Source organism: Rahnella sp. CG8, assembly GCF_023701875.1.
GTDB lineage: Bacteria > Pseudomonadota > Gammaproteobacteria > Enterobacterales > Enterobacteriaceae > Rahnella > Rahnella aceris.
On the sequence record NZ_JABAED010000027.1, the window covers coordinates 25,242 to 47,239 of the forward strand.

The following is a 21,998-nucleotide window of genomic DNA, read 5'->3' on the forward strand; positions in this document are numbered from 1 at the left end:
GATTTTCCGAATAATTGAACAGGAGTACCGGGCCTCAGCCCTCCCTATGGACTGTCACCGACGTCACTATTCTTCGCTTTTTCACCTCATTCTTACCGGCAAATCTGCCCCGATGGGCCTGATTTCAGCCGCACTGAAACCGCTTTCATCTGCTATTTCTGCAGCCAATACTTCCGGACGGTCATCTGACAGCCTGGGGTGTGGTGTTTTTGTGCGTCTTTTTTCTTTAACTCATTGCGGAGTCTGACATGGAATTTTTGATGGACCCTTCAATTTGGGTCGGTTTGCTGACGCTTGTCGTGCTTGAAATTGTTCTGGGTATCGACAACCTTGTTTTTATTGCCATTCTTGCCGATAAACTGCCACCGAAGCAGCGTGATAAAGCCCGTATCATCGGCCTCTCGCTGGCGCTGATCATGCGTTTAGGTTTGCTGTCACTGATTTCGTGGATGGTGAAACTGACCACGCCGCTGTTCAGTATTGCGCAGTTCAGTTTCTCCGGCCGTGATCTGATTTTGTTAGTCGGGGGGATATTCCTGCTATTCAAAGCCACCACAGAGCTGCATGAGCGGCTGGAAGGGCATGACGAGCATGGAACAACGAATCGCGGCTATGCCAGCTTCTGGGCTGTGGTGGCGCAGATTGTTGTGCTGGACGCGGTCTTCTCGCTGGATGCGGTGATAACCGCCGTCGGTATGGTGAATAACCTGGCCGTCATGATGACTGCAGTGATTATTGCCATGGGCGTGATGCTGCTGGCATCGAAATCGCTGACCCGTTTCGTAAACAATCATCCAACCGTCGTGGTGCTATGCCTCAGCTTCCTGCTAATGATTGGTCTGAGTCTGATTGCTGAAGGCTTCGGGTTCCACATTCCGAAAGGTTACCTGTACGCCGCGATTGGTTTCTCTATCCTGATTGAATTGTTCAATCAGATTGCGCGCCGCAACTTCCTGAAAAGCCAGTCCAGCCGTCCGATGCGTGAACGTACAGCGGAAGCTATTCAGCGACTGATGGGCGGGAAACGCCAGAATGAGCATGAAGATGAGCCCGCTGGCGATGTATTGCCAGCCGGTGAAACCTTTGCGGAAGAAGAACGTCACATGATCACCGGCGTGCTGACGCTGGCGTCACGCTCCCTGCGCAGCATCATGACGCCACGCACCGAGATTTCCTGGGTAGACTGTGAAAAGTCACCGGATGAAATCCGCAGTCAGCTTCTCGATACGCCGCACAGCCTGTTCCCGATTTGCCGTTATTCACTGGATGATGTTATCGGTGTGGTGCGTGCGAAAGATCTGCTGGTGGCGCTGGAAAACGGTGAAAGCATTGTCGCGTTCGCGGAAAAAACGCCGCCGATTGTGGTGCCGGAAACCATGGACGTCATCAACTTGTTAGCCGTTCTGCGTAAAGCCAAAGGTCGTCTGGTGATGGTCAGCAATGAGTTTGGTGTGATTCAGGGGCTGGTGACGCCGCTGGATGTGCTGGAGGCCATCGCGGGTGAATTCCCGGACGAAGATGAAACGCCGGACGTCGTGACTGACGGTGATAGCTGGATTGCTAAAGGCGGAACCGATTTGCATCTGTTGCAGCAAATTCTGGACGTCAAAACGCTGGTGAATGCTGACGACGATTTTGCTTCTCTTGCCGGGCTGCTGCTGTCGAAATCAGGACAAATGCCGGTCGTGGGTGAAGTGATCGAAATGGCGTCGCTGCACTTTGAAATTCTTGACGTGTCGGAATACCGTATCGAACGCGTGCGTATTACGCGGCTGAAATCAGAAGACAAATGGGATGAAGACCAGTAACGGGGCTTTATTTCGGGATGTAAAACGGCGACTCAGGTCGCCGTTTTTTATGGTCGGGGAAAACGGGTTCTCACCTTCAGACCGGATCTGTATTATCCTGCAATTCCATGTTCTGCGTAGTTTTTTTATAACGTTCCAGCCAGATTGGGAATACTTCTATAGGCATCGGGCGGGCAAAGTAGTAGCCCTGCAATGAATCGACCCTGCGTTCGCGCAGATAATCTACCTGCTCACGGGTTTCCACCCCTTCAGCAATCAGCTTTAGATTGAGACGCTGCGCCAGTGTGATGATGGTATCCGTGACGGTGGCGTTAATCGCATCGGTGCCAATTGAGGCCGTAAACGCCTGATCGATTTTCAGCACATCGGGATTAAGGGTTTTGAGATAGCTCAGGGAACTGTGACCCGTCCCGAAATCATCAATGGCCAGCAGAATACCCATTTCTTTCAACTGTGAAATCTCAGCAGCACGTAACTCCTGTAACCGCGTCCGTTCCGTCAGCTCCAGCATGAGAGAAACTGACGGCTGCGCCGGAAGCCACAGCTTTCGGATGTCATCAACAATTTCCATATTATTAAAGTGTTGTGCCGCAACATTAATACTGACGTAAAAACCCGGCGTTGCCGGAAATACGGACAGATTTTCAGCGACTGTCTGAATGAGATAGCGTGTCAGCGCAATGATTAAACCGTGCTGTTCAGCCAGAGGAATAAACACATCGGGCGAAACCCATTCCTGCCGGCGGTTTTTCCAGCGCATCAGTGTTTCCACGCCAATACAACGGCCATCCGTACTGTTAATAATGGGCTGACAATAAACTTTAAACTCGCGGTGGGAAATGCCGTGGCTGATCGGATAAGCCAGACTGATGCGACTGCCGGAGAACAGATAAATGGCTGTTGCTGTCAGCAGGCTGATCAGAACCGACAGCGGCAGATGTGAAAACAGCTCCTCCCAGGCCAGTGTGCTGGCTTCTTCACCATAAATAGAGACCGCAAAATCATATTTTTCCGATCGGGCGCTCAGCAAAGGGGCGCGCGGCAGGGCACTGGTGTTGATGATTGAATTTTTGCCGTATTCGAGATTTTGTTGTCCGACGTTGAGAACGATGTGGCTGGCATAAGGCGGTTGGGGCTCGAGCAGGAAATTCGACAAGATCCCGATGTTATAGACAAACAGTTCACCGTTAAGATTATCCGGTGTGGTCGGATGCCATAAAACCAGCGTCGGTGTATTGACACGGCTCCATTTCGAGGCGCGCAACTCAAGTTGGGTTTTACCCTGTGCGAAGGAAGGCAAGGTTTGATTGAAATTCAGATCCAGCGTGCCTACCAGGCTTGAACAAACAATGGTGCCGTTGCTGACGAGACTGATTGAACGTAATGTTTGCATGCGGGCGACGGTTTGTTGCAACAGAGGTTGCTGTGCCTTACAGGCGAGTGTCTGGTCGAAAGGAATAATTTTGCCGGCCGGAGAAGCGGGTTCAAGCAATTTTTCCAGTTTTTCAACGGTGTGAACAGCCACCCGTTTTTGATCTTCGGCGATAACCTGGGCTTGTTCGTAGATACGAATGCCCAGCGTCAGAAGCAGCGTACATATCCCCATTGCACTGGCGAGGGCAATGCGATAGTAGCGATACTTCGCGAGTCCGGTCTGGGAGAACAGCATCGTTCTAATCCTTTTATCCCGAGTTAAAGGCAGGCTCAAAATTATTATTTTAAAGGGTTACCGATGCGTAACAGCCATTTCGTTTTTATAGAGAGTAGCTGTAAATCGTCGGGCGCTCAGTTTGAGTAGCGGCAAACTCCCTATATTTCTCTGTTCAAATCGAAAAAAAAACATACAGGTGACAGTGTCACTGAGGTTTTTCCTGTCCATTTCCGACATTTACGCAGACGTAATAAGGGGGACCCGGACAGGGGAAATCAGGCGGAAATCAGCATGCCGCACCTGCAGGGTATAATGCAAGTCTCACTACCATTATGTATTGATAATACAACAGGTTGTTGTTAGCGAAGGTTTTATTGCTGCCGGCTACCGGCCAGGTGGTATTTCCTGCGGTAAATTGGTTGAAATTAATACAACCTGAAAATACCGCAGGAAGAGGTCATCTTTTCGACCGGATCAGTCGCACTGAACCTTAATCGCCAGACCGCCACGCGAGGTTTCCCGATATTTGGAATTCATATCTTTACCGGTTTCGTACATTGTCTCAATGACTTTATCCAGTGAAACTCTCGGCTCACTGGTGCGGCGTAATGCCATACGGGCGGCATTAATGGCTTTCACTGACGCGATGGCATTACGTTCGATGCACGGTACCTGAACCTGTCCGGCAACAGGGTCACAGGTTAATCCCAGATTGTGTTCCATGCCAATTTCGGCCGCAACGCACACCTGTTCCGGGCTGCCGCCAAGCAATTCCGTCAAGCCTGCCGCCGCCATTGAACAGGCTACGCCAACTTCACCCTGACAGCCCACTTCAGCGCCTGAAATCGACGCATTCATTTTATACAGAATACCGATAGCACCGGAACTCAGGAAATAACGCAGATAAATGTCCGGGCTGACCGACTGAATGAACTGGTCATAATACGCCAGCACCGCAGGCACAATGCCGCATGCGCCGTTGGTGGGTGCCGTCACGACACGTCCGCCTGCCGCGTTTTCTTCGTTAACCGCGAGGGCAAACATATTCACCCAGTCGATCACGTTCATCGGGTCACTGGAAAGTTTGTCGTTAGACACCAGCATCCGGCGCAGGGCAGAAGCACGACGCGGCACCCGCAACGGGCCAGGCAGAACGCCTTCGGTATTCAGGCCGCGATCGATACAGGCCTGCATGGTGTGCCAGATTTTCTCGAAATACTGCTCGATGTCCTGCTTACTGTGCTGCGCCAGCTCGTTTTTCATCACCAGGCCGGATAATGACAGCCCGGTTTCCTTACATTTTGCCAGCATTTCACTGGCCGAATTAAAGCTGTACGGCACCGCCACTTCATCCAGCACAGGCTGACCGAAATGCTCGTCATCAACGATAAAGCCGCCGCCGACCGAGTAATAGGTTTTGCTGTAAATCATCTTGTCGCCAGCAAAAGCGTGAATTTGCATGGCGTTTTCGTGACGCGGTAAATTCTCCCCGCGGAACACCATACCGGTATCACGTGGGAAATCGACTTCATGCTGGGTTCCGCCCAGCGGCAGACGCTCACGTTGCTCAACGTCGCGGATAAAATGCGGAATGCCGTCGATGTCGACGGTATCTGGCTGATTGCCCGCCAGACCTAAAATAATGGCGATATCTGTGTGGTGGCCTTTACCTGTCAGAGACAAAGAACCAAAAACGTCCACGGCGACACGCGTAACGGCAGGCATCATGCCCTTTTCCAGCAGGTCATCAGCGAACTGTTTGCCTGCTTTCATCGGGCCCAAAGTATGGGAACTGGAAGGGCCAATCCCGACCTTGAACATGTCGAAAACGCTAATCACGTCGAATACTCCTGTAATAGATTGCGGCAGGGAACGGGATCCCTGGCTTCCATAAATGAACCAACACCAGAGACAGCCCTTATGGACGGGTCTCTTGTTCTTATGGATAGACTTATAGTTTAAAAGGGCTGAGAGGCAAAAGTTTCATTTTTCGCATGAAATAAACTTATTTGATGCAAAAGTGTGATCGTAATGTAATCACTGAGCTCAGACTTCAACCTGCCGGGCCAACTGACGGATGATTCCCGCCGTCAGCCCCCAGACAAATTGTTGCTGATACCAGGACAGATAAACCCGGTGATGAGTGCCTCTGCGGTGAATATCCAGGGGGTGATAACGTGCGAGATCAAAGGCTTCCCGCAGCGGCATTTCAAACAACTCGGCGACTTCATCTTCCGCGGGATGCAGTGGTACATCAACAGGCAACAGCCCGATAACCGGCGTGACCTGAAAACCGCTGCTGCTGTCCTGCGGCGACAGTGTGCCTAATATATGAACCTGTTCAGGGGGGATCGCGACCTCTTCATGCGCTTCGCGTAATGCGGTGGCAATAATCGAGGCATCGGAAGCATCTGCTGCACCACCGGGAAAGGCGACCTGGCCGGCGTGTTTACGCAACTGATCGGAGCGGCGCGTCAGTAAAAGGGTCGGTTCCGGACGGCAGATAATCGGGATCAACACAGCGGCGTGGCGGGTTCCGCGCAACGCCGCAGCAGGCAGGCGCGGCTGCTGCAATTGAAAACGCAGGATGAAATCTTCCACGGCAGGTGAAAACGTCTGTAAGGGCGCGTGTTGTTCCAGCAGCGTCACGGCTGTATTTCTCCTAATTCAGGCAGAATACGGGCAATCTTATCAAAAGTTTCCTGATATTCCGCCTGTTCCTGACTGTCAGCGACGATCCCGCCACCCGCCCAGCAGTAAATTTTGCCCTGTGCGGTGAGCAATGTGCGGATGGTGATATTGCTGTCCATCGTGCCGCAGCAACTCAGATATGCAATGCTGCCGCAATAGCCGTTGCGCCGGTGCGGTTCAAGTTCTTCGATAATTTCCATGGCACGCACTTTGGGCGCACCGGTAATGGAGCCGCCGGGGAAACAGGCACGCAGTAAGGCGCTGGCGTGACAGGTTTCGGGTAACCGGGCGGTGATCGTGCTGACCAGATGATGGACGGCGGGGAAGGGCTCCACAACGAACAGCTCCGGCACCCGCACACTGCCGGGTGTCGCCACGCGGCCGATATCGTTACGCAGCAAATCGACAATCATCAGGTTTTCGGCGCGATCCTTTTCCGATGCCGCCAGTCGTTCTGCCTGCTGCATATCCTCAGTCGGATCTTCGCAGCGCGGCAGCGTTCCCTTAATCGGACGGGTCTGGATCTCAGCGTCTTTCAGCCAGATGAAACGCTCGGGTGAAAGACAGACAACGGCATTTTCCGGCAGACGCAGAAACGCGGAGAAAGGGGCGCGATTAGCCTGATTGAGGCGCAGGAAAGCCTGCCATTCATCGCCGCTGTATTCTGTCGAAAACCGCTGCGCCAGATTGATCTGATAGCAATCACCACTGTGAATATATTCCTGAATCTTACGGAATTTCTCACCGTATTCTTCGCGGCTCATATTTGCCCGCCACGGCGCATGTAAACGGAAAGGCGCAGGAGAAGGAACAGGTTGGTACTGGGCCAGCCAGCGTAAACGTTCAGAAACGTCACCATGGCAAATCAGCGTCAGGCGCTGTAAATGGTGATCGGCAATCAGCGCCCAGTCATAAATCCCTGCCGCCATATCCGGCAGGTCGATATCCCGTTCCGCAGTTTCAGGCAATGTTTCTATCCTGCGCCCCAGGTCATAACCGAACAAACCCAGTGCGCCGCCCAGAAAAGGAAAATCCGCTGAACTTTCTGCCTGTAAACCGGCCACTGCCATTTGCTCTTCCAGTAAAGCAAACGGATCTTCTGCCCGGGTTTCGGCCGTGCCGTTGTGCTCAATCTGCGTTAGCTTGCCACGTGTGGTCAGCGTGATCAGCGGATCGGCCACCAGAATATCGAAACGATTATGCTGGTGCTGTGCCGAACCTGAATGCAGTAACATCGCCCACGGCAAAGCAGAAAGCGGCGCGAACCGTTCAGTTATTGCATCGGGCTGATAAGGTAATGAATGGAAAACAACGGGTTGGGCGAATGGCATGACGGGTATGAGTTTCTCTGGCGCAGTGACTATTTTTCAGGATCCTAACACAGATCGGGCTGCCTGAAAGCAGCGCAGGCGATTTGCGTGAATAAGGCGTATACTGTGCAACCCCGCACTGCGCGGGCTTTTTATTATCACCCGTACAACAGGACACTCCCATGCTGACAGGTATGCCTTCATTATCACATCACGAACAAGAACAGGCCGCCGATCGTATCCGCCAGTTAATGGAAAACGGCATGAGCAGCGGCGAAGCCATTGCGACCGTTGCAGAAGAAATCCGCGAAACGCATAAAGGTGACCGTGTGACCGTCATTTTTGATGACGAAGACGACGAATAAAACGTTGCTCCGCAGTTTCCCTTTGCTGCAAAGAAAAACCGGACTCTTTTCAGGCGTCCGGTTTTTTTTCATCTCAGCGTCAGGAATGGATTAGCCTTTAACCACCACTGCAGCCGCTGCCTGTTTGGCCTGTTCCACGGCGTCTTCAACGTTGTCCGCCGTCGCCAGCGCTACGCCAAGGCGGCGCTTACCACTGATTTCCGGCTTACCGAACAGACGGATCTGGTTGTAACCGGTCAGTGCGTTTTCCAGGCCGGTAAACGTCACGTTGCTGCTGGTCAGTTCCGGCAGGATTACGGCAGAAGCGGAAGGGCCGAACTGGCGGATATTGCCCACCGGCAGACCGAGGAATGCGCGCACATGCAGGGCGAACTCTGATAAATCCTGAGAAATCAGCGTTACCATCCCGGTGTCGTGCGGGCGAGGTGACACTTCGCTGAAGATTACTTCATCACCACAAACAAACAGTTCAACGCCAAACAGGCCTTTACCGCCCAACGCTTTCACCACTTTCTCTGCGATGTCTTTGGCGCGCTGCAATGCAAGGTCTGTCATCTGCTGTGGCTGCCAGGATTCGCGGTAATCACCGTCTTCCTGACGGTGTCCGATTGGCGCACAGAAATGAATACCATCAACGCCGCTGATCGTCAGCAGGGTGATTTCAAAATCAAACTTCACCAGACCTTCAACGATGACACGTCCGCCGCCAGCACGGCCACCTTGCTGGGCATAATCCCATGCCGCCTGTAACTGATCGGCACTGCGGATCAGGCTCTGACCTTTACCGGAAGAGCTCATCACCGGTTTGATAATGCACGGATAGCCGATGGCGTCGATCGCCTCACGGAAAGCCGCTTCATCATCGGCAAACTGATAAGTGGAAGTAGGCAGCTTCAGCGTTTCGGCAGCCAGACGACGGATGCCTTCGCGGTTCATGGTCAGGCGTGTCGCTTCAGCACAAGGCACGACGTTGTGACCCTGTTTTTCCAGCTCGACCAGCATGCTGGTGGCAATCGCTTCGATTTCCGGCACGATAAAATCAGGGTGTTCGCTTTCGATAACCTGTTTCAGTGCATCGCCATCCAGCATGTTAATGACATGGCTGCGATGGGCGACCTGCATCGCGGGTGCATCGGCATAGCGATCAACGGCGATCACTTCCAGACCCAGTCGCTGGCATTCAATCGCCACTTCTTTGCCCAGTTCGCCGGAGCCTAATAACATGACGCGGGTGGCGCCAGTGCGCAGTGCAGTACCAATGGTTAACATAGCTTCGTACCCAGATCTGTGTGAAGGAAAATAGGAATTTCGGCGCGCAGTATATCTGAAATTATTGTCGACGAAAACGATTGCGCAGTGCTGTTGATAAATTTAAGCGGGAATAAAAGCAGGATTTTTTCAGCCTGTTTTCTGCCGTTTAAGGCAGTCTGCGGGCGTCTCTGTTATCATTTACTCAAACCATGGCGTCAGGCTTCCTGCCGCTGTCCCGATTTTTGCCTCACATAAAGAGTTATCGCCCTTGAGCACGCATTCCTTTTCTGCCCTGACATTACCCGTTGAGCAACTTTCTAACCTGAATGAACTGGGTTACACCGAAATGACCCCGATTCAGGAAGCGTCGTTGCCTGCCATCCTGCTGGGTCAGGACGTCCGCGCCAAAGCCAAAACCGGCAGCGGTAAAACAGCCGCTTTCGGTATCGGTTTACTGAACAGCATTACCGTTTCACAGTTCGTCGCTCAGGCGCTGGTATTGTGTCCGACCCGCGAACTGGCCGATCAGGTCAGCAAAGAATTACGCCGTCTGGCGCGTTTTACCCAAAACATCAAAATTCTGACCCTGTGCGGTGGCCAGGCAATCGGACCACAGCTTGAATCGCTGGTCCATCCGCCGCACATTGTGGTGGGTACGCCGGGCCGTATTCAGGAGCATTTGCGTAAAGGCACGCTGAAACTGGACGAACTGAAAGTACTGGTGCTGGATGAAGCGGACCGCATGCTGGATATGGGCTTTAGCGAAGATATCGAAGATGTTGTCAGTTATACGCCGCAGGATCGCCAGACGCTGCTGTTCTCCGCGACGTATCCGGACGGCATTGAGCGCATCAGTTCTAAATTTCAGCGTCAGCCGCTGAAGGTAGAAATCGAAGGCGAAGATGACATTGCTGATATCAGGCAGATTTTCATCGAAGCCGACAAACATCAGCGCTTATCGCTGCTGGCCGCGGTGCTGTATCAGTATCAGCCGACTTCCTGTGTGGTGTTCTGTAACACCAAACGTGACTGTCAGGATGTTTGTGATGACCTGAAGGCGAAAGGCATCAGTGCGCTGGCGCTGAACGGCGACCTCGAGCAGCGTGACCGCGACCGCGTACTGGTGCGTTTCTCCAACGGCAGTTGCCGCGTACTGGTGGCGACAGATGTTGCGGCACGCGGGCTGGACATTAAACAGCTCGGCCTGGTCATTAATTACGAGCTGTCTTTCGACCCGGAAGTTCACGTTCACCGCGTGGGCCGTACCGGTCGTGCGGGCACCAGTGGCCTGGCCGTCAGTCTCGTGACACCGCAGGAAATGCCGCGTGTAACGGCGCTGGAAGATTACACCCGCCAGCGGTTTACCTGGCAGCCCGCAGCGCAGGCACTGGCCGCCGCCCCGGTGGCGCTTGATCCTGAAATGGCAACGTTATGCATCGATGGCGGCCGTAAAGCCAAAATCCGTCCCGGCGATATTCTGGGCGCGCTGACCGGTGACGCCGGGCTGACCGCAGCTGAAGTTGGTAAAATCGATATGTTCCCGGTTCATGCTTATGTGGCGATTCGTCAGAAGAGCGCTAAGAAAGCGCTGCAACGTTTGCAGGAAGGGAAAATTAAAGGCAAGAATTGCAAAGCCATTATCTTGCGTTAACCGGGTTTATTATCGCTTTGCATTGGCCGTCTTATTGTTAATGTTGTGTTATTGCCTTGTTGAGGATTATATTATCTAACGCAAGCGATGACCTTGCCTTATGTAGGGATATTGTCCGGCAAGGTCAACTGAATGAACGACAAAGACTGGGAAGACGAACGATGAAAAAGATAATCTTGGGCGTTGTGATGGCCGTTGCAGGAATGAGCGGTCTGAGCCAGGTTGCACAGGCCGATGAGCCTGAAGTGAGAACGGCAACGGTAACACCCTGTTCCACGGCCACAAAAGATGAAGTGGCAGCACTGGTTAAACGTGATTTCCTGCAAAACCGTATTCCGCGCTGGGATGCAGATAAAAAAGTGCTCGGCACTTCTACACCGGTGGCCTGGGTGGTGACTGACAGCATCAGCGGCAATAACGCCAGATGGAATATCCCGCTAAAAGTGCGCGGTGATCACACTGATAAAACCTATCAGGTGACCCTCAACTGCCAGATCGGCGAAATCAGCTACAGCACGCCGGTATAGCCTTTCTGCACTTCCGGTTGCGTCCGTTATTTCTTAGCGGACGCATTATTTCCCTGCATTGACGTCTCTTGGTTTCCCTGCCTAAACCTGTCACTCTTGTCACACCGCAAAGAGGACAAAGAGATCCCGAGATGATGACACCTCCAAAGGCTGAAAAACGCCCGCAAACCCTGAGCGTACACGGCGATGACCGCGTCGATAACTATTACTGGCTGCGTGATGATGACCGCGCCGATCCTCAGGTTCTGGCGTATCTGAGCGCTGAAAACCAATATACCGAACAGGCCATGCAACCGCATCAGGCGCTGCGTGAAACCCTGTATGGCGAAATGGTTGCGCGTATTGCGCAACAGGATCATTCCGTTCCCTACGTGAAACATGGCTATCGTTATCAGACCCGCTATGAACCGGGCAACGAATACGCCCTTTATCTGCGTCAGCCCGCAGCGGAACATGAAAACTGGAGCACGCTGATTGATGGCAATGAACGTGCCAGAGACAGCGAATTTTACACGCTGGGCGGTCTGGATATCAGCCCTGATAACAAACTGATGGCCGTGGCGGAAGACTTTCTTTCGCGCCGTCAGTACGACATCCGCATCAAAAAACTTGATGACGAAACCTGGACTGACGATCTGCTGAAAAACACCTCCGGCAGCAGCGAATGGGCGAACGATTCTCAGACACTGTATTACGTGCGCAAACACAAGAAAACGTTGCTGCCGTATCAGGTTTATCGCCACGTGGTCGGCACTGATCCTAAGACCGACACGCTGGTGTATGAAGAGAAAGACGACACGTTTTACGTCGGGCTGGATAAAACCACGTCTGAAAAATACATTCTGATCCACCTCGACAGCACCACGACTTCCGAGATCCTGCTGCTGGATGCCGATGATCCGCAGGCAAAACCGCAGGTGTTTCTCTCACGCCGTAAAGATCATGAATACGCTCTCGATCATTACCTCGGGCATTTCTACATCCGCTCCAATAAAGATGGCAAAAACTTCGGACTTTATAAGAGTGAAGATGGCGTGGAAGCAAACTGGCAGACGCTGATTGCGCCGCGTATTGAAGTGATGCTTGAAGGCTTCAGCCTGTTCCGTGACTGGCTGGTGGTGGAAGAACGTCATCAGGGGCTGACGCAATTGCGTCAGATCCACTGGAAAACCGGCGAGGAAAAATCGCTGGCGTTTGACGATCCGACCTATACCACCTGGCTGGCGTACAACCCGGAGCCGGACACCTCATTGCTGCGTTATGGTTATTCTTCCATGACCATGCCGAGCTCGCTGTTTGAACTCGATCTGGATACGCATGACCGTACACTGCTCAAGCAGCAGGAAGTGAAAGACTTTGATGCGGCAAATTATCGCAGCGAACGTGTCTGGGTCACGGCACGTGACGGCGTGAAAGTCCCGGTGTCACTGGTGTATCGCCGCGAACTGTTTAAGCCGAATGAAAATCCGTTACTGGTTTACGGTTACGGTTCCTATGGCAGCAGTATGGATCCGGCGTTCAGTGGCAGCCGTCTGAGTTTACTCGACAGAGGATTTGTTTTCGTACTGGCGCACATCCGCGGTGGCGCTGAGTTGGGCCAGCAATGGTATGACGATGGCAAACTGTTCAACAAACTCAACACTTTTCATGACTTCATTGATGTGACCAAAGAACTGGTTGCTGAAGGCTACGGTGACGCCGGGCAGGTTTACGCCATGGGCGGCAGTGCAGGCGGTTTGCTGATGGGCGCAATTATTAATCAGGCGCCAGAATTGTATCGCGGCATTGTGGCACAGGTGCCGTTCGTTGACGTGGTGACCACTATGCTTGATGAATCCATTCCACTGACCACCGGTGAATATGACGAGTGGGGCAACCCGAACGACAAAGCGTATTATGACTATATGCTGCAATACAGCCCATATGATCAGGTTCGCGCGCAGGCATATCCGCATATGCTGGTCACCACCGGACTGCATGATTCGCAGGTGCAATACTGGGAGCCGGCAAAATGGGTGGCGAAATTACGCGAGCTTAAAACCGATGATAACCAGTTGCTGATGCATACCGATATGGATTCCGGGCACGGCGGTAAATCCGGACGCTTCAAAGCCTACGAAGATATCGCGCTGGAATATGCCTTTGTGCTGGCGCTGGCAGCGAAGCACTAAATATCACACCTTTCCCCTAAATAATTCGGGTTGCAGCCAACGCCACTGCAGCGCGAAGTAGGACGGGGAGAATAAAAAAACCCGCTCTCGGCGGGTTTATTCTACGAAGTCCATTGTCAGGCAGAAGCTTTCTTGGCTTTTTTCTCAGCCTTTTTTTCGGCCGGGGTTTTCAGTGGTTTTTTCTTCGCATTCTTTTTGCTATCCATTCCTTTACTCATATTTGCCTCTCTTAAAGCTGGTGGATTGGGTTGCTCTGCTATTTACTGCTTAATTCGCTCCGGTTGCAAGTGTCTTCGCAGGTTTTTCTTCACTCTTTGCGCAGCCGCTTTAAGGCGGGGCCGGGCGTGCCTGAAAGTGAAATTGCGCGATAAGTATGCGAACGGCATGCAAAATAACGATTTTTGCTTATAACACCTTGTGGCGAGCTAGCCGATGCGCTGTTATGAAGATGTAAGCACATTAATCAATACACTGGCCGAATAGAACAGGAAATGTCATGCCAAAATTTAAAGGGTTATATCCGCCACGGGAAGCCTATGCCAGCGGCATGCTTGATACCGGCGATGGTCACCAAATTTACTGGGAACGCAGCGGAAACCCGGCAGGCAAGCCAGCAGTATTTCTCCACGGCGGACCCGGCGGCGGCTGCTCATCGGTACACCGTCAGTTGTTTGATCCCAATGATTATGACGTCATGCTGTTTGACCAGCGTGGCTGCGGACGCTCAAAACCTCACGCCAGTCTCGAAAACAATACAACCTGGCATCTGGTCGAGGATATCGAGCGTTTGCGCAAAATGGCCGGTGTCGACAAATGGCTGGTGTTCGGCGGCTCGTGGGGTTCAACACTGGCGCTGGCGTATGCCGAGACGCATCCTGAACATGTCAGCGAGATGGTGCTGCGCGGAATCTTCACGCTGCGTAAGCAGGAACTGTCCTGGTATTATCAGGACGGCGCGTCCCGCTTCTTCCCGGAAAAGTGGCAACGTATTTTGTCGATTCTGTCGGATGAAGAGCGTAAAGACGTGATTGCTTCTTACCGGGCCCGTCTGACTTCCGGCGATCGCGCTGTGCAGCTTGAGGCTGCTAAAATCTGGAGCCTGTGGGAAGGGGAGACCGTGACACTGTTGCCTGCGGAAGGTTCGGCATCCTTTGGTGAGGACAATTTTGCGCTGGCGTTTGCCCGTATAGAAAACCACTATTTTACACATCTGGGTTTTCTGGAAAGTGACGACCAGTTGTTGAAAAATGTCACACGTATTCGCCACATTCCGGCCGTCATTGTGCATGGCCGTTATGATATGGCCTGCCAGGTGCAAAATGCCTGGGATCTGGCGCAGGCATGGCCGGAAGCGGAGTTGCACATCATTGAAGGGGCAGGGCATTCGTTCGACGAGCCTGGCATTCTCGATCAACTGATCCGCACTAACCAGCGTTTCGCCGCCCGGCGCTAATGTTGCCTGCTACTCCCGTTTACTTTTGCTTCGGCTCATAAGGTAAGCGGGAGAACTTATGTGATTCCCCGCGATAGAACATCACCCGCTCACGAAAATAGATGCGCAGATGCGCAGGCTGTTCGCGTTCCGCCATCTCAGCGACAACCGGCATGTTGTAGCGTTCTTTAAAGGCCACCGCTGAGGCCGCAAGATCGACATTGATACGATCCATTTCTTCTTTGCTGATTTCAGCCAGATTGATGCTCATAACTGCTTCCCGATGATCCGTTTTACCACATTGTACCCGAGGCAGGCGCCAGCGTGAATGTTGCGATTTGGCTTTTATGTTCCTGTGCCCGGCAAAAAATGCGGATAATTATCAGGAGTAAATAAGAACCATTCACAAAGCAGAAGTGATAATTATATTCAACAAGGCGGTGTTAATTAATATCGTAAATAAGAATGATTCCTTTTAATAGGGAATTGCATGTTAATGATTATCATTGTTGAATATTTATTGATTTATAAAATGATTTAAAATCAATTGGTTAAAATTAATTGTTATTGCTGTGCATATTAATGTGAATAAGGTGTATTTATTTTGTGTTGATGCGGGCATAATGCAGATAAATAAATCAGCCCACCTGACTTAATTCAATTTATGGAGCCGTATCGTGCTTAAAAAAGAAATGATTGATCAGCTTAATGAACAGCTGAACCTCGAGTTTTATTCTGCCAATTTATATTTGCAGATGAGTGCATGGTGCAGCGACAAAGGCTACGAAGGTGCCGCCGCTTTCCTTAAACAGCATTCAATGGAAGAAATGGACCATATGCATCGCCTGTTCAAATACGTCAGCGATACGGGTGCTCTGCCTTTGCTGGGCGCAATTGCCGCTCCGCCGGTGGCTTTTGAATCCCTGACTGATCTGTTCAAACAGACTTACGAGCATGAACAGCTGATCACCCAGAAAATCAACGAACTGGCTGATCTGTCTATGACGCTGAAAGATTACTCTTCCTTCAACTTCCTGCAGTGGTACGTTTCTGAACAGCATGAAGAAGAGACGTTGTTCAAATCAGTCCTTGATAAACTGGCGCTGGTCAGCAACACCGGTAACGGCCTGTTCTTCGTGGATAAAGATCTCAAAAATATGGTGACGCAAACTCCGGCAGGCTAATTTCCCGCCAGAGGTGTTCACAAAAACGCAGAGTGCTTCCGCCTCTGCGTTTTTTTATGCCTTTTTGGCAAACGTTTTGTGGCGGTTTGCGCTAAAGTGACGGCGTTATAAATTCATCGTTAAGCAAGCCAAGGAATTATCGTGTTCAAAAAAACCACTTCTCTTTGCCGTGCCCTGGCAGTCTCAGCCGTTCTGCTGAGCGGATTTATCTCACAGCACGCTTCTGCTCACGCCCATCTGAAAACAGAAACCCCGGCGGCGGATTCGGTGTTAACCGTCAGCCCGACTGAACTGTCTCTCGGCTTCAGTGAAGGGATCGAGCCTGATTTCAGTAAAATTACCCTGACGGATGCCAGCCAGAAAACAGTGAAAACCGGCAAAATGACGCTGGCAGCGAATGACAACACTCAGGCCGTTCTGCCACTTTCCGATGCGTTGAGCGCGGGGAAATACATTGTTTCGTGGAACGTTGTCTCCGTTGATGGTCACAAAACGCACGGTCAGTACAGTTTCACCGTTAAATAAGCGATGAGTCTGACTGCACTGTTTGTTCTGTGCCGCTTCATGCATTTTGCTTCGCTGATGCAAATCTTCGGTCTGAGCGTTTTCTGCTCGTTGCTGACGCCTGCAGGTTTCTCGGCCGTGTTGTTGCGCAAAAACCAGACCCTGATGATCTGCTCCGCCCTGGTTGCGGCGGTCACTTCGGTCGGTATGCTGGCGATTCAGGCTGCGCTGATGGGCAACGGCTGGAGTGATGCGCTGAATCTGAATGTCTGGCTGCTGGTTTTAACCACTGCATTTGGTGAAGTCTGGCGCTGGCATTTATTACTGACGGCCGCGCTGTTGCTGGTGCTTTTGATGGACTGGCTGCCCGCGCGGAATATGCTGGTCTTCCTGTGCTCATGCGGTTTACTGATGAGTCAGGCGTTGGTCGGCCATGCTGCGATGCATGAAGGTCTGCCCGGGCTGGTACAGCGGACGAATCATGTGGTGCACCTGCTCAGCGCGGCCTACTGGTTCGGGTGTTTGCTGCCATTGCTGATCTGTATGGGATATACCCGACAACCTTCGGCAAGACCTTATGCTATTGCCACGCTTATCCGTTTTTCGCTCTGGGGACATGCCGCCGTCGCGCTGGTGATCCTCACCGGTATCATCAACACGGCCATTATTTTACAGCGCTGGCCAACGGATATGACGTCGCTTTACCAGTGTCTTCTGGTGGTCAAAGTGCTCATGGTAGGAATGATGGTGGCTGTCGCTGTGTTTAACCGCTACCGGCTGGTGCCCTTAATGGGTAAAGATCCCGACAGGGCACAACACTATTTTATCATGATGACCTGGCTCGAATGGGGGCTGGCGCTGGGCGTATTGCTGCTGGTGAGTGTGTTTGCCACACTGGCACCGCGCTGAACGGGTTATCTGAATAAGTACCAGGAATTTAATATCACCGAGGAAAAATTATGAGGAAAACACTGCTAGCTTGTGTGCTGCTGACCTTATCTGCCAGCAGCTTTGCGGCACCCCAGTTGGAAACGATCAGCCGTCTGCAATACGGCAAAGCCTGGGCCTTTACCCGTGAAGAAGTCATGCTGCAATGCCGTCCCGGTAATGCGCTGTATGTGATTAACGACAGCACGCTGGCGCAATATCCTCTCAATGACGTGGCGAAAGAGCAGGTAAAAAACCATCAGGTTCAGGCTGTGCCACTGGAGAAAATCTGGCTGGACGACCCGCAGAACCCAGGGCAAAAAATGAGTCTGGCCCCTTTTATTGCCAAAGCTCAGTCGCTTTGCTGAACAGCCGTGCCGACGATAACTGACTGATGTAAATCCCATGTTTTGCGTATGTTGTCACACAATGAAAATAATACATCATTGTTATTATCACTATGTTTCAAACTGGGTGGAAAATAGTCATCTGTCGTCTACTCTTTAAGTTGTACGGCTTAACCGCCTGCATTAATGCCAACTTTTAGCGCACGGCTCTCTCCCAAGAGCCATTTCCCTAGACCGAATATAGGAATCGTATTCGGTCTTTTTTTTGAACATTTCTTAAATCAATAACTTATCGTTAAAACAATCACTTACATCACTTCCTGTTACCTTCAATGCTACTCATTTGGACTTTCTGTCGCCACTTTGTCGCCACCCATTTGAGCCAGCGGATTCAGGTGAATAGCGTCTTCCAGGTGATCCGGAGCGAAGTGCGCATAGCGCATCGTGACGCGGATATCTGAGTGCCCGAGGATACGTTGCAGCACGATAATATTGCCACCAGCCATCATGAAATGGCTGGCGAACGTATGCCGCAGAACGTGCGTCATCTGTCCTTCTGGCAGCTCAATACCGGCCAGCCTGATCACCCGATAGAACTGTTTATAGCAGGGCGAGAAGGGCGCACCTTTACGGGCGATCAGTTCGTCATACAAATGGCGGGAAAGGGGAACGGTACGGTTCTTTTTACCTTTGGTGTTAATGAAGGTGAGTTTGTAGGGCGAAATCTGCGAGCTTTTGATTTTGGCAGCCTCGTTCCAGCGTGCGCCGGTCGAAAGACAGATTTTAACAATAAGCGTTAATTCGTCATTTCCATGTTGTTCACATGCCGCCATAAGCAGCAGAATTTGTTCCTGAGTCAGCCATGCCATTTCACGTTCCGGCTGATCAAACTCGCGGATATTTTCCAGCGGGTTAGGCAGCGACCATTCCCCCAGTCGTTTCAGTTCATTGAACACCGCCCGCAGAAAAGCATGCTCACAGTTCACTGTGCCGGTGGAAACTTTACGGGTCGCCAGACTGGTACTGTAGCCATTATCAATCTCGCCGCGCAGCCGCTGATCACGATAGTGCGCCCAGTCCTTCGGTGTGATCGTGCTGGCAATCGGATCACCCATTCCCGCGCTGATAATCTTCAGTTTTCCCAACCGTCCCTTTTTATCATTCAGAGAGCAGCCGTGCAGGCTGTACCAGAGATCCACCAGTTCGCTCAGCTTCCGCCGGTCCTCCTTTTCTCCCAACCAGGGTTTGTTCTTCGCCTGTTCCATGGTGTAAGTTTCAAAAGAAACGGCTTCACCCTTGGAATCAAACTGCCTGCGGCATCGCTTTCCCTCGCGCCCATTCGGGTAGCACTCACATAACCATTTGCCGGTAGACAGCTTTCTTACACTCATCACATCCTCCTTTTTGAGAATGTGAATTTTACTGTATATAAAAACAGTGTAAATGTTTGATTTAGTCAGTCGTATACATGCAAGGGTAGCAACCGATTGGTTTGTCTAAGCAAATATCTTTGGAAAGGTTTCGGCGGAAACGGTGAAATTTTAATGTCAGGTTGTTAAGATTAGTCTTAACAGTTTGCTTTCACTATAAGGACTTAATGATGAAGTTTGTTCTGGGATTTGCTGCTTTAGTGCTTCCGTTTGCCGTGAGTGCTGCATTTGTCAACCCTATGGAATTTGATGGTTCCGAAGCGCAAAAACAAGAAGTAATTGAATACATCAAGGCGAGGGTGAAGGCTGATTACTGTGATGGTGCCGTTAATATGTGCCAACCAACAACGCTTCGTATGATGGAAAAGCAAAATCTGACCGCTTTTAAAAATCTGACCAAAGCCAAAAATAAAGAAATATTAGATAAGGTTATCGGGGATTATTGTGAAGGTGCGGTTAATATGTGCACTTACGCGACCCTGGATATGATGTACAAACAAAATCTGAAAGCCAGCGGTGAGCAACTTAGTTGGTGATCCTGAATGTTAAAAAACCCGCCATCGGCGGGTTTTTTGTTTAATGCATCTGCAAAGATTGTTGCTGATGTTTATCCGGGTGCAACTGAACGGCATGAACTGTACCTGGCTCGACGATGATGTCCGCAATCGACTCATGCGTTTTGAACGTGCAACTGCAATTAATGTTCTGACACTGGTGATAACGTTCTTTGGTGTTAATGCTCAGATAGCGGCTGGAACGGGCGTGTGCTGCGTGCTGGCATTTGGGGCAATGCATCATTTTAATCACCATGTAATCATTATAATCAGATGCAGTCATTGTATGTTATTGCTGAAAACATACATCCGGGATTACAGTGTTTTACATAACAGGTGACAAAACCCCCAAGGCAGACGAGATGACAAATCAGGACGATATACAAAGCGCGATCCGTGACGCTAACGAAAGGGAACGCTATATCTGGCGTCGTGCCCGTTGGTTTATGAAGGCCGTGTGTGTTTGCCTTCTTGTATACGCACTCTTCCCAGTGGTGTTTTGGATATACTACTGTATTTAGGCATGTTTTATGCGCTAATCATGAAGCTTGGCATCAATCATTCACAAGCTATCGTCCCCGCTCGCCTCATAACTCACATCCGACAGCAATACCTCCAGATTCAACGTCGTCACAAATCCACTGCCGCCCAGGCTGTGTGTCACCTTGCTGATTATCCACGGCTGCGCGTCGATCACGGATTTAAATCCCGACACGGCCACCGGCGTCTCAGGAAATAAATCCGCCCGCCCGCGAGCCAGGGAGATCGAGAACTCCGCGACACCGCGCTGGAGTTTGTCCCACTTCGCCTGGGCTGCCCGCATGGCGGCCTTTTGCGTGGCGTAAATGGTGGTGAGCGCAAACACGTTTTCATCACTGCCCGCCAGGTAATCCCCTTCCTTTGCCTCCGGCGTTTTCTGCACCTTCGCGCTGGTCTTCTTTGCCTTCGGATGTTGCAGGGCGCGCAGATACTGCACTTTCGGTTTCCGCTGCACCTTCACCTTTTTCGGCTTCGGGTCTTTGGTATGCAGCCAGCTTGCCGATACGCCGGTATAAGCGCCACGGTCAGCAATATTGAACGTATGCCCGTCGCCGTCGCTGCGCACAATCGTCATCTGGGGGATGGGCTTCCCGCTCGCCGTCTTTGCCGCACCAGGTTTGATAAACAACAAATTACCGGCCTTGATGGCGACAACCGCGCCGTTCAGCTCCGCCAGGCGCGTGATAAATTTCGCGTCTGTCTCCTGGGTCTGGTCAATGTGTAAGACCTTTATGCCCCTGAAAGGCTCGGCAACGGCGGGCCTGAGTTTATTACGTGCCGCCACGGCGGACACCACCGCCTCCAGCGTCGTGTCGTGATAAGAGTTATCGCGGCGGGCATTCAGGCTGCCGCGATAGTCCGCACTGCGGGCGCGGATAGTCAGCGTGTCCGGCGTGCCGCGATGCTCCACCTCATCCACGGTAAAATCGCCTTTGTTCGTCAGCGCCTGGCCTTTCCAGCCCAGCGCGATATTCATCACCGCACCGCGTGGCGGCATCTCCAGCAGGCCGTCGGTGTCGCTCAGCGTGATATCGAGCTGGTCAGCCTCAAAGCCACGGTTATCCGTGAGTGCCAGCGAAATCAGCCGGTTACTCACATCCTGAGTGATGTCCTTACCGCCGACGGTCACCGTAAAGTCCGGCGCAAACTGCGCACCGGCACCGATGGTCATATCCGTAATCACAACAGACCTCCCAGTTGGCCGGTTAAACCTCCGGCCTGGTTGAGCAGTCCGTCGGCCTGGGCTTTCATATCGCCGAACATGGCCGCCAGGGATTCATCCACGCGGGTCAGCGTCAGCGTGAATTCAATCCGGCGGGCGGCACCGTTGGAAAAATGTTCCGTGTGGGTTTCGCTGACGCTGTTGACCACGAACATCCCGTAAATGGTGCCGCTGCCTTCCAGCAGCGGCCACGCCTTACCCTCGTCGGCCATCAGGTTCAGTGCCATCAGTGACAACTTTCCGCCGGTGATTTCCGGCATCAGCACGCCGGACAGGGTAATTTTCTCCTCATTCACGCCGAGGAACTGGGGCAGCGGACGCAGGCCGACGCGGTTATTCGCAGGCCAGCGGTAATCAACGTCGCGCTGCAAGCTTTGATAGGGGACGGTCTGCAACTGAAACACAAACAGTCCGAGGGTTAACATCATGCGGA

Annotated in this window: 21 protein-coding genes; 11 read left to right on the plus strand and 10 right to left on the minus strand. The window is 51.9% G+C overall.

Translation table 11 applies throughout. The annotated features are described in order from the left end of the window. Window positions 1-248: 248 nt before the first annotated feature. Entirely contained in the window at window positions 249-1,808 is a 1,560-nt protein-coding gene (locus tag HGO41_RS20760) for a TerC family protein (protein ID WP_013576189.1), read from the plus strand. Between the two features lie 76 nt (window positions 1,809-1,884). On the opposite strand, the gene HGO41_RS20765 is transcribed toward HGO41_RS20760, so the two are convergent. The 4 genes from HGO41_RS20765 to pabB all read right to left on the minus strand — a co-directional run bounded on the left by HGO41_RS20765 (window position 1,885) and on the right by pabB (window position 7,481). Next, complete coding sequence (locus HGO41_RS20765) at window positions 1,885-3,477, minus strand: EAL domain-containing protein (RefSeq protein WP_013576188.1); 1,593 nt, start codon at window positions 3,475-3,477, stop codon at window positions 1,885-1,887. A gap of 456 nt (window positions 3,478-3,933) precedes the next feature. Continuing rightward, a complete protein-coding gene (locus HGO41_RS20770) occupies window positions 3,934-5,298 on the minus strand; it encodes an L-serine ammonia-lyase (RefSeq protein WP_013576187.1) in 1,365 nt (454 codons plus the stop codon). Window positions 5,299-5,505: 207 nt separating this feature from the next. Beyond that, the gene (locus HGO41_RS20775; RefSeq protein WP_013576186.1) at window positions 5,506-6,108 is read right to left on the minus strand and encodes a CoA pyrophosphatase; all 603 of its coding nucleotides are present in this window, start codon (window positions 6,106-6,108) and stop codon (window positions 5,506-5,508) included. Beyond that, entirely contained in the window at window positions 6,105-7,481 is a 1,377-nt protein-coding gene (pabB, locus tag HGO41_RS20780) for an aminodeoxychorismate synthase component 1 (RefSeq protein ID WP_131638022.1), read from the minus strand. Before pabB ends, HGO41_RS20775 begins: the two co-directional genes overlap by 4 nt. A 161-nt stretch (window positions 7,482-7,642) precedes the next feature. On the opposite strand from pabB, the gene HGO41_RS20785 reads away from it, so the two are divergent. After that, window positions 7,643-7,825: a YoaH family protein gene (locus HGO41_RS20785; protein ID WP_013576184.1), complete on the plus strand. Its 183-nt coding sequence runs from the start codon at window positions 7,643-7,645 to the stop codon at window positions 7,823-7,825. Between the two features lie 90 nt (window positions 7,826-7,915). Here the strand turns inward: HGO41_RS20785 and purT are convergent, their stop codons facing one another. After that, on the minus strand, window positions 7,916-9,094 hold the full coding sequence (gene purT, locus HGO41_RS20790; RefSeq protein WP_250981351.1) for a formate-dependent phosphoribosylglycinamide formyltransferase: 1,179 nt from the start codon (window positions 9,092-9,094) through the stop codon (window positions 7,916-7,918). Between the two features lie 250 nt (window positions 9,095-9,344). Here purT and dbpA point away from each other — a divergent pair, with 250 nt between their 5' ends. The 4 genes from dbpA to pip all read left to right on the plus strand — a co-directional run bounded on the left by dbpA (window position 9,345) and on the right by pip (window position 14,878). Next, window positions 9,345-10,727 (plus strand): ATP-dependent RNA helicase DbpA, encoded by a 1,383-nt coding sequence (dbpA, locus tag HGO41_RS20795; protein ID WP_013576182.1) that lies wholly within the window; start codon window positions 9,345-9,347, stop codon window positions 10,725-10,727. Window positions 10,728-10,888: 161 nt separating this feature from the next. Continuing rightward, entirely contained in the window at window positions 10,889-11,254 is a 366-nt protein-coding gene (gene yebF / locus HGO41_RS20800; protein WP_013576181.1) for a protein YebF, read from the plus strand. A 131-nt stretch (window positions 11,255-11,385) separates the two neighbouring features. After that, entirely contained in the window at window positions 11,386-13,425 is a 2,040-nt protein-coding gene (locus tag HGO41_RS20805) for a S9 family peptidase (RefSeq protein ID WP_250981352.1), read from the plus strand. A 496-nt stretch (window positions 13,426-13,921) separates the two neighbouring features. Beyond that, complete coding sequence (gene pip, locus HGO41_RS20810; RefSeq protein ID WP_013576178.1) at window positions 13,922-14,878, plus strand: prolyl aminopeptidase; 957 nt, start codon at window positions 13,922-13,924, stop codon at window positions 14,876-14,878. A 19-nt stretch (window positions 14,879-14,897) separates the two neighbouring features. On the opposite strand, the gene HGO41_RS20815 is transcribed toward pip, so the two are convergent. After that, entirely contained in the window at window positions 14,898-15,128 is a 231-nt protein-coding gene (locus HGO41_RS20815) for a DNA polymerase III subunit theta (protein WP_112152155.1), read from the minus strand. 406 nt (window positions 15,129-15,534) lie between these two features. Between HGO41_RS20815 and ftnA the strand changes: the two genes are divergently transcribed. From ftnA to HGO41_RS20835, 4 genes are all read left to right on the plus strand, one after another. After that, window positions 15,535-16,041 carry a non-heme ferritin gene (gene ftnA / locus HGO41_RS20820; RefSeq protein WP_013576176.1) on the plus strand — a complete coding sequence of 169 codons (507 nt, stop codon included), beginning with the start codon at window positions 15,535-15,537 and terminating at the stop codon, window positions 16,039-16,041. Between the two features lie 138 nt (window positions 16,042-16,179). Beyond that, window positions 16,180-16,566 carry a copper homeostasis periplasmic binding protein CopC gene (copC, locus tag HGO41_RS20825; RefSeq protein ID WP_502947395.1) on the plus strand — a complete coding sequence of 129 codons (387 nt, stop codon included), beginning with the start codon at window positions 16,180-16,182 and terminating at the stop codon, window positions 16,564-16,566. Window positions 16,567-16,569: 3 nt separating this feature from the next. Next, window positions 16,570-17,454: a copper homeostasis membrane protein CopD gene (gene copD, locus HGO41_RS20830; RefSeq protein ID WP_153376238.1), complete on the plus strand. Its 885-nt coding sequence runs from the start codon at window positions 16,570-16,572 to the stop codon at window positions 17,452-17,454. Window positions 17,455-17,504: 50 nt separating this feature from the next. Next, window positions 17,505-17,840, plus strand: a complete 336-nt coding sequence (locus HGO41_RS20835; RefSeq protein ID WP_013576173.1) for a YebY family protein — start codon at window positions 17,505-17,507, stop codon at window positions 17,838-17,840. A gap of 314 nt (window positions 17,841-18,154) precedes the next feature. Here HGO41_RS20835 and HGO41_RS20840 read toward each other — a convergent pair whose 3' ends face one another. Continuing rightward, window positions 18,155-19,210, minus strand: a complete 1,056-nt coding sequence (locus tag HGO41_RS20840) for a phage integrase (RefSeq protein ID WP_250981353.1) — start codon at window positions 19,208-19,210, stop codon at window positions 18,155-18,157. A gap of 206 nt (window positions 19,211-19,416) precedes the next feature. On the opposite strand from HGO41_RS20840, the gene HGO41_RS20845 reads away from it, so the two are divergent. Beyond that, entirely contained in the window at window positions 19,417-19,785 is a 369-nt protein-coding gene (locus tag HGO41_RS20845) for a hypothetical protein (protein ID WP_223510347.1), read from the plus strand. Window positions 19,786-19,825: 40 nt separating this feature from the next. Here the strand turns inward: HGO41_RS20845 and HGO41_RS20850 are convergent, their stop codons facing one another. The 3 genes from HGO41_RS20850 to HGO41_RS20860 form a co-directional block, all read right to left on the minus strand. Next, the gene (locus tag HGO41_RS20850) at window positions 19,826-20,047 is read right to left on the minus strand and encodes a DNA-binding transcriptional regulator (RefSeq protein ID WP_013573939.1); all 222 of its coding nucleotides are present in this window, start codon (window positions 20,045-20,047) and stop codon (window positions 19,826-19,828) included. A 318-nt stretch (window positions 20,048-20,365) separates the two neighbouring features. After that, entirely contained in the window at window positions 20,366-21,526 is a 1,161-nt protein-coding gene (locus HGO41_RS20855; protein WP_250981354.1) for a phage late control D family protein, read from the minus strand. Next, entirely contained in the window at window positions 21,523-21,993 is a 471-nt protein-coding gene (locus HGO41_RS20860) for a phage tail protein (RefSeq protein ID WP_112150976.1), read from the minus strand. Before HGO41_RS20860 ends, HGO41_RS20855 begins: the two co-directional genes overlap by 4 nt. Window positions 21,994-21,998: the final 5 nt, after the last annotated feature.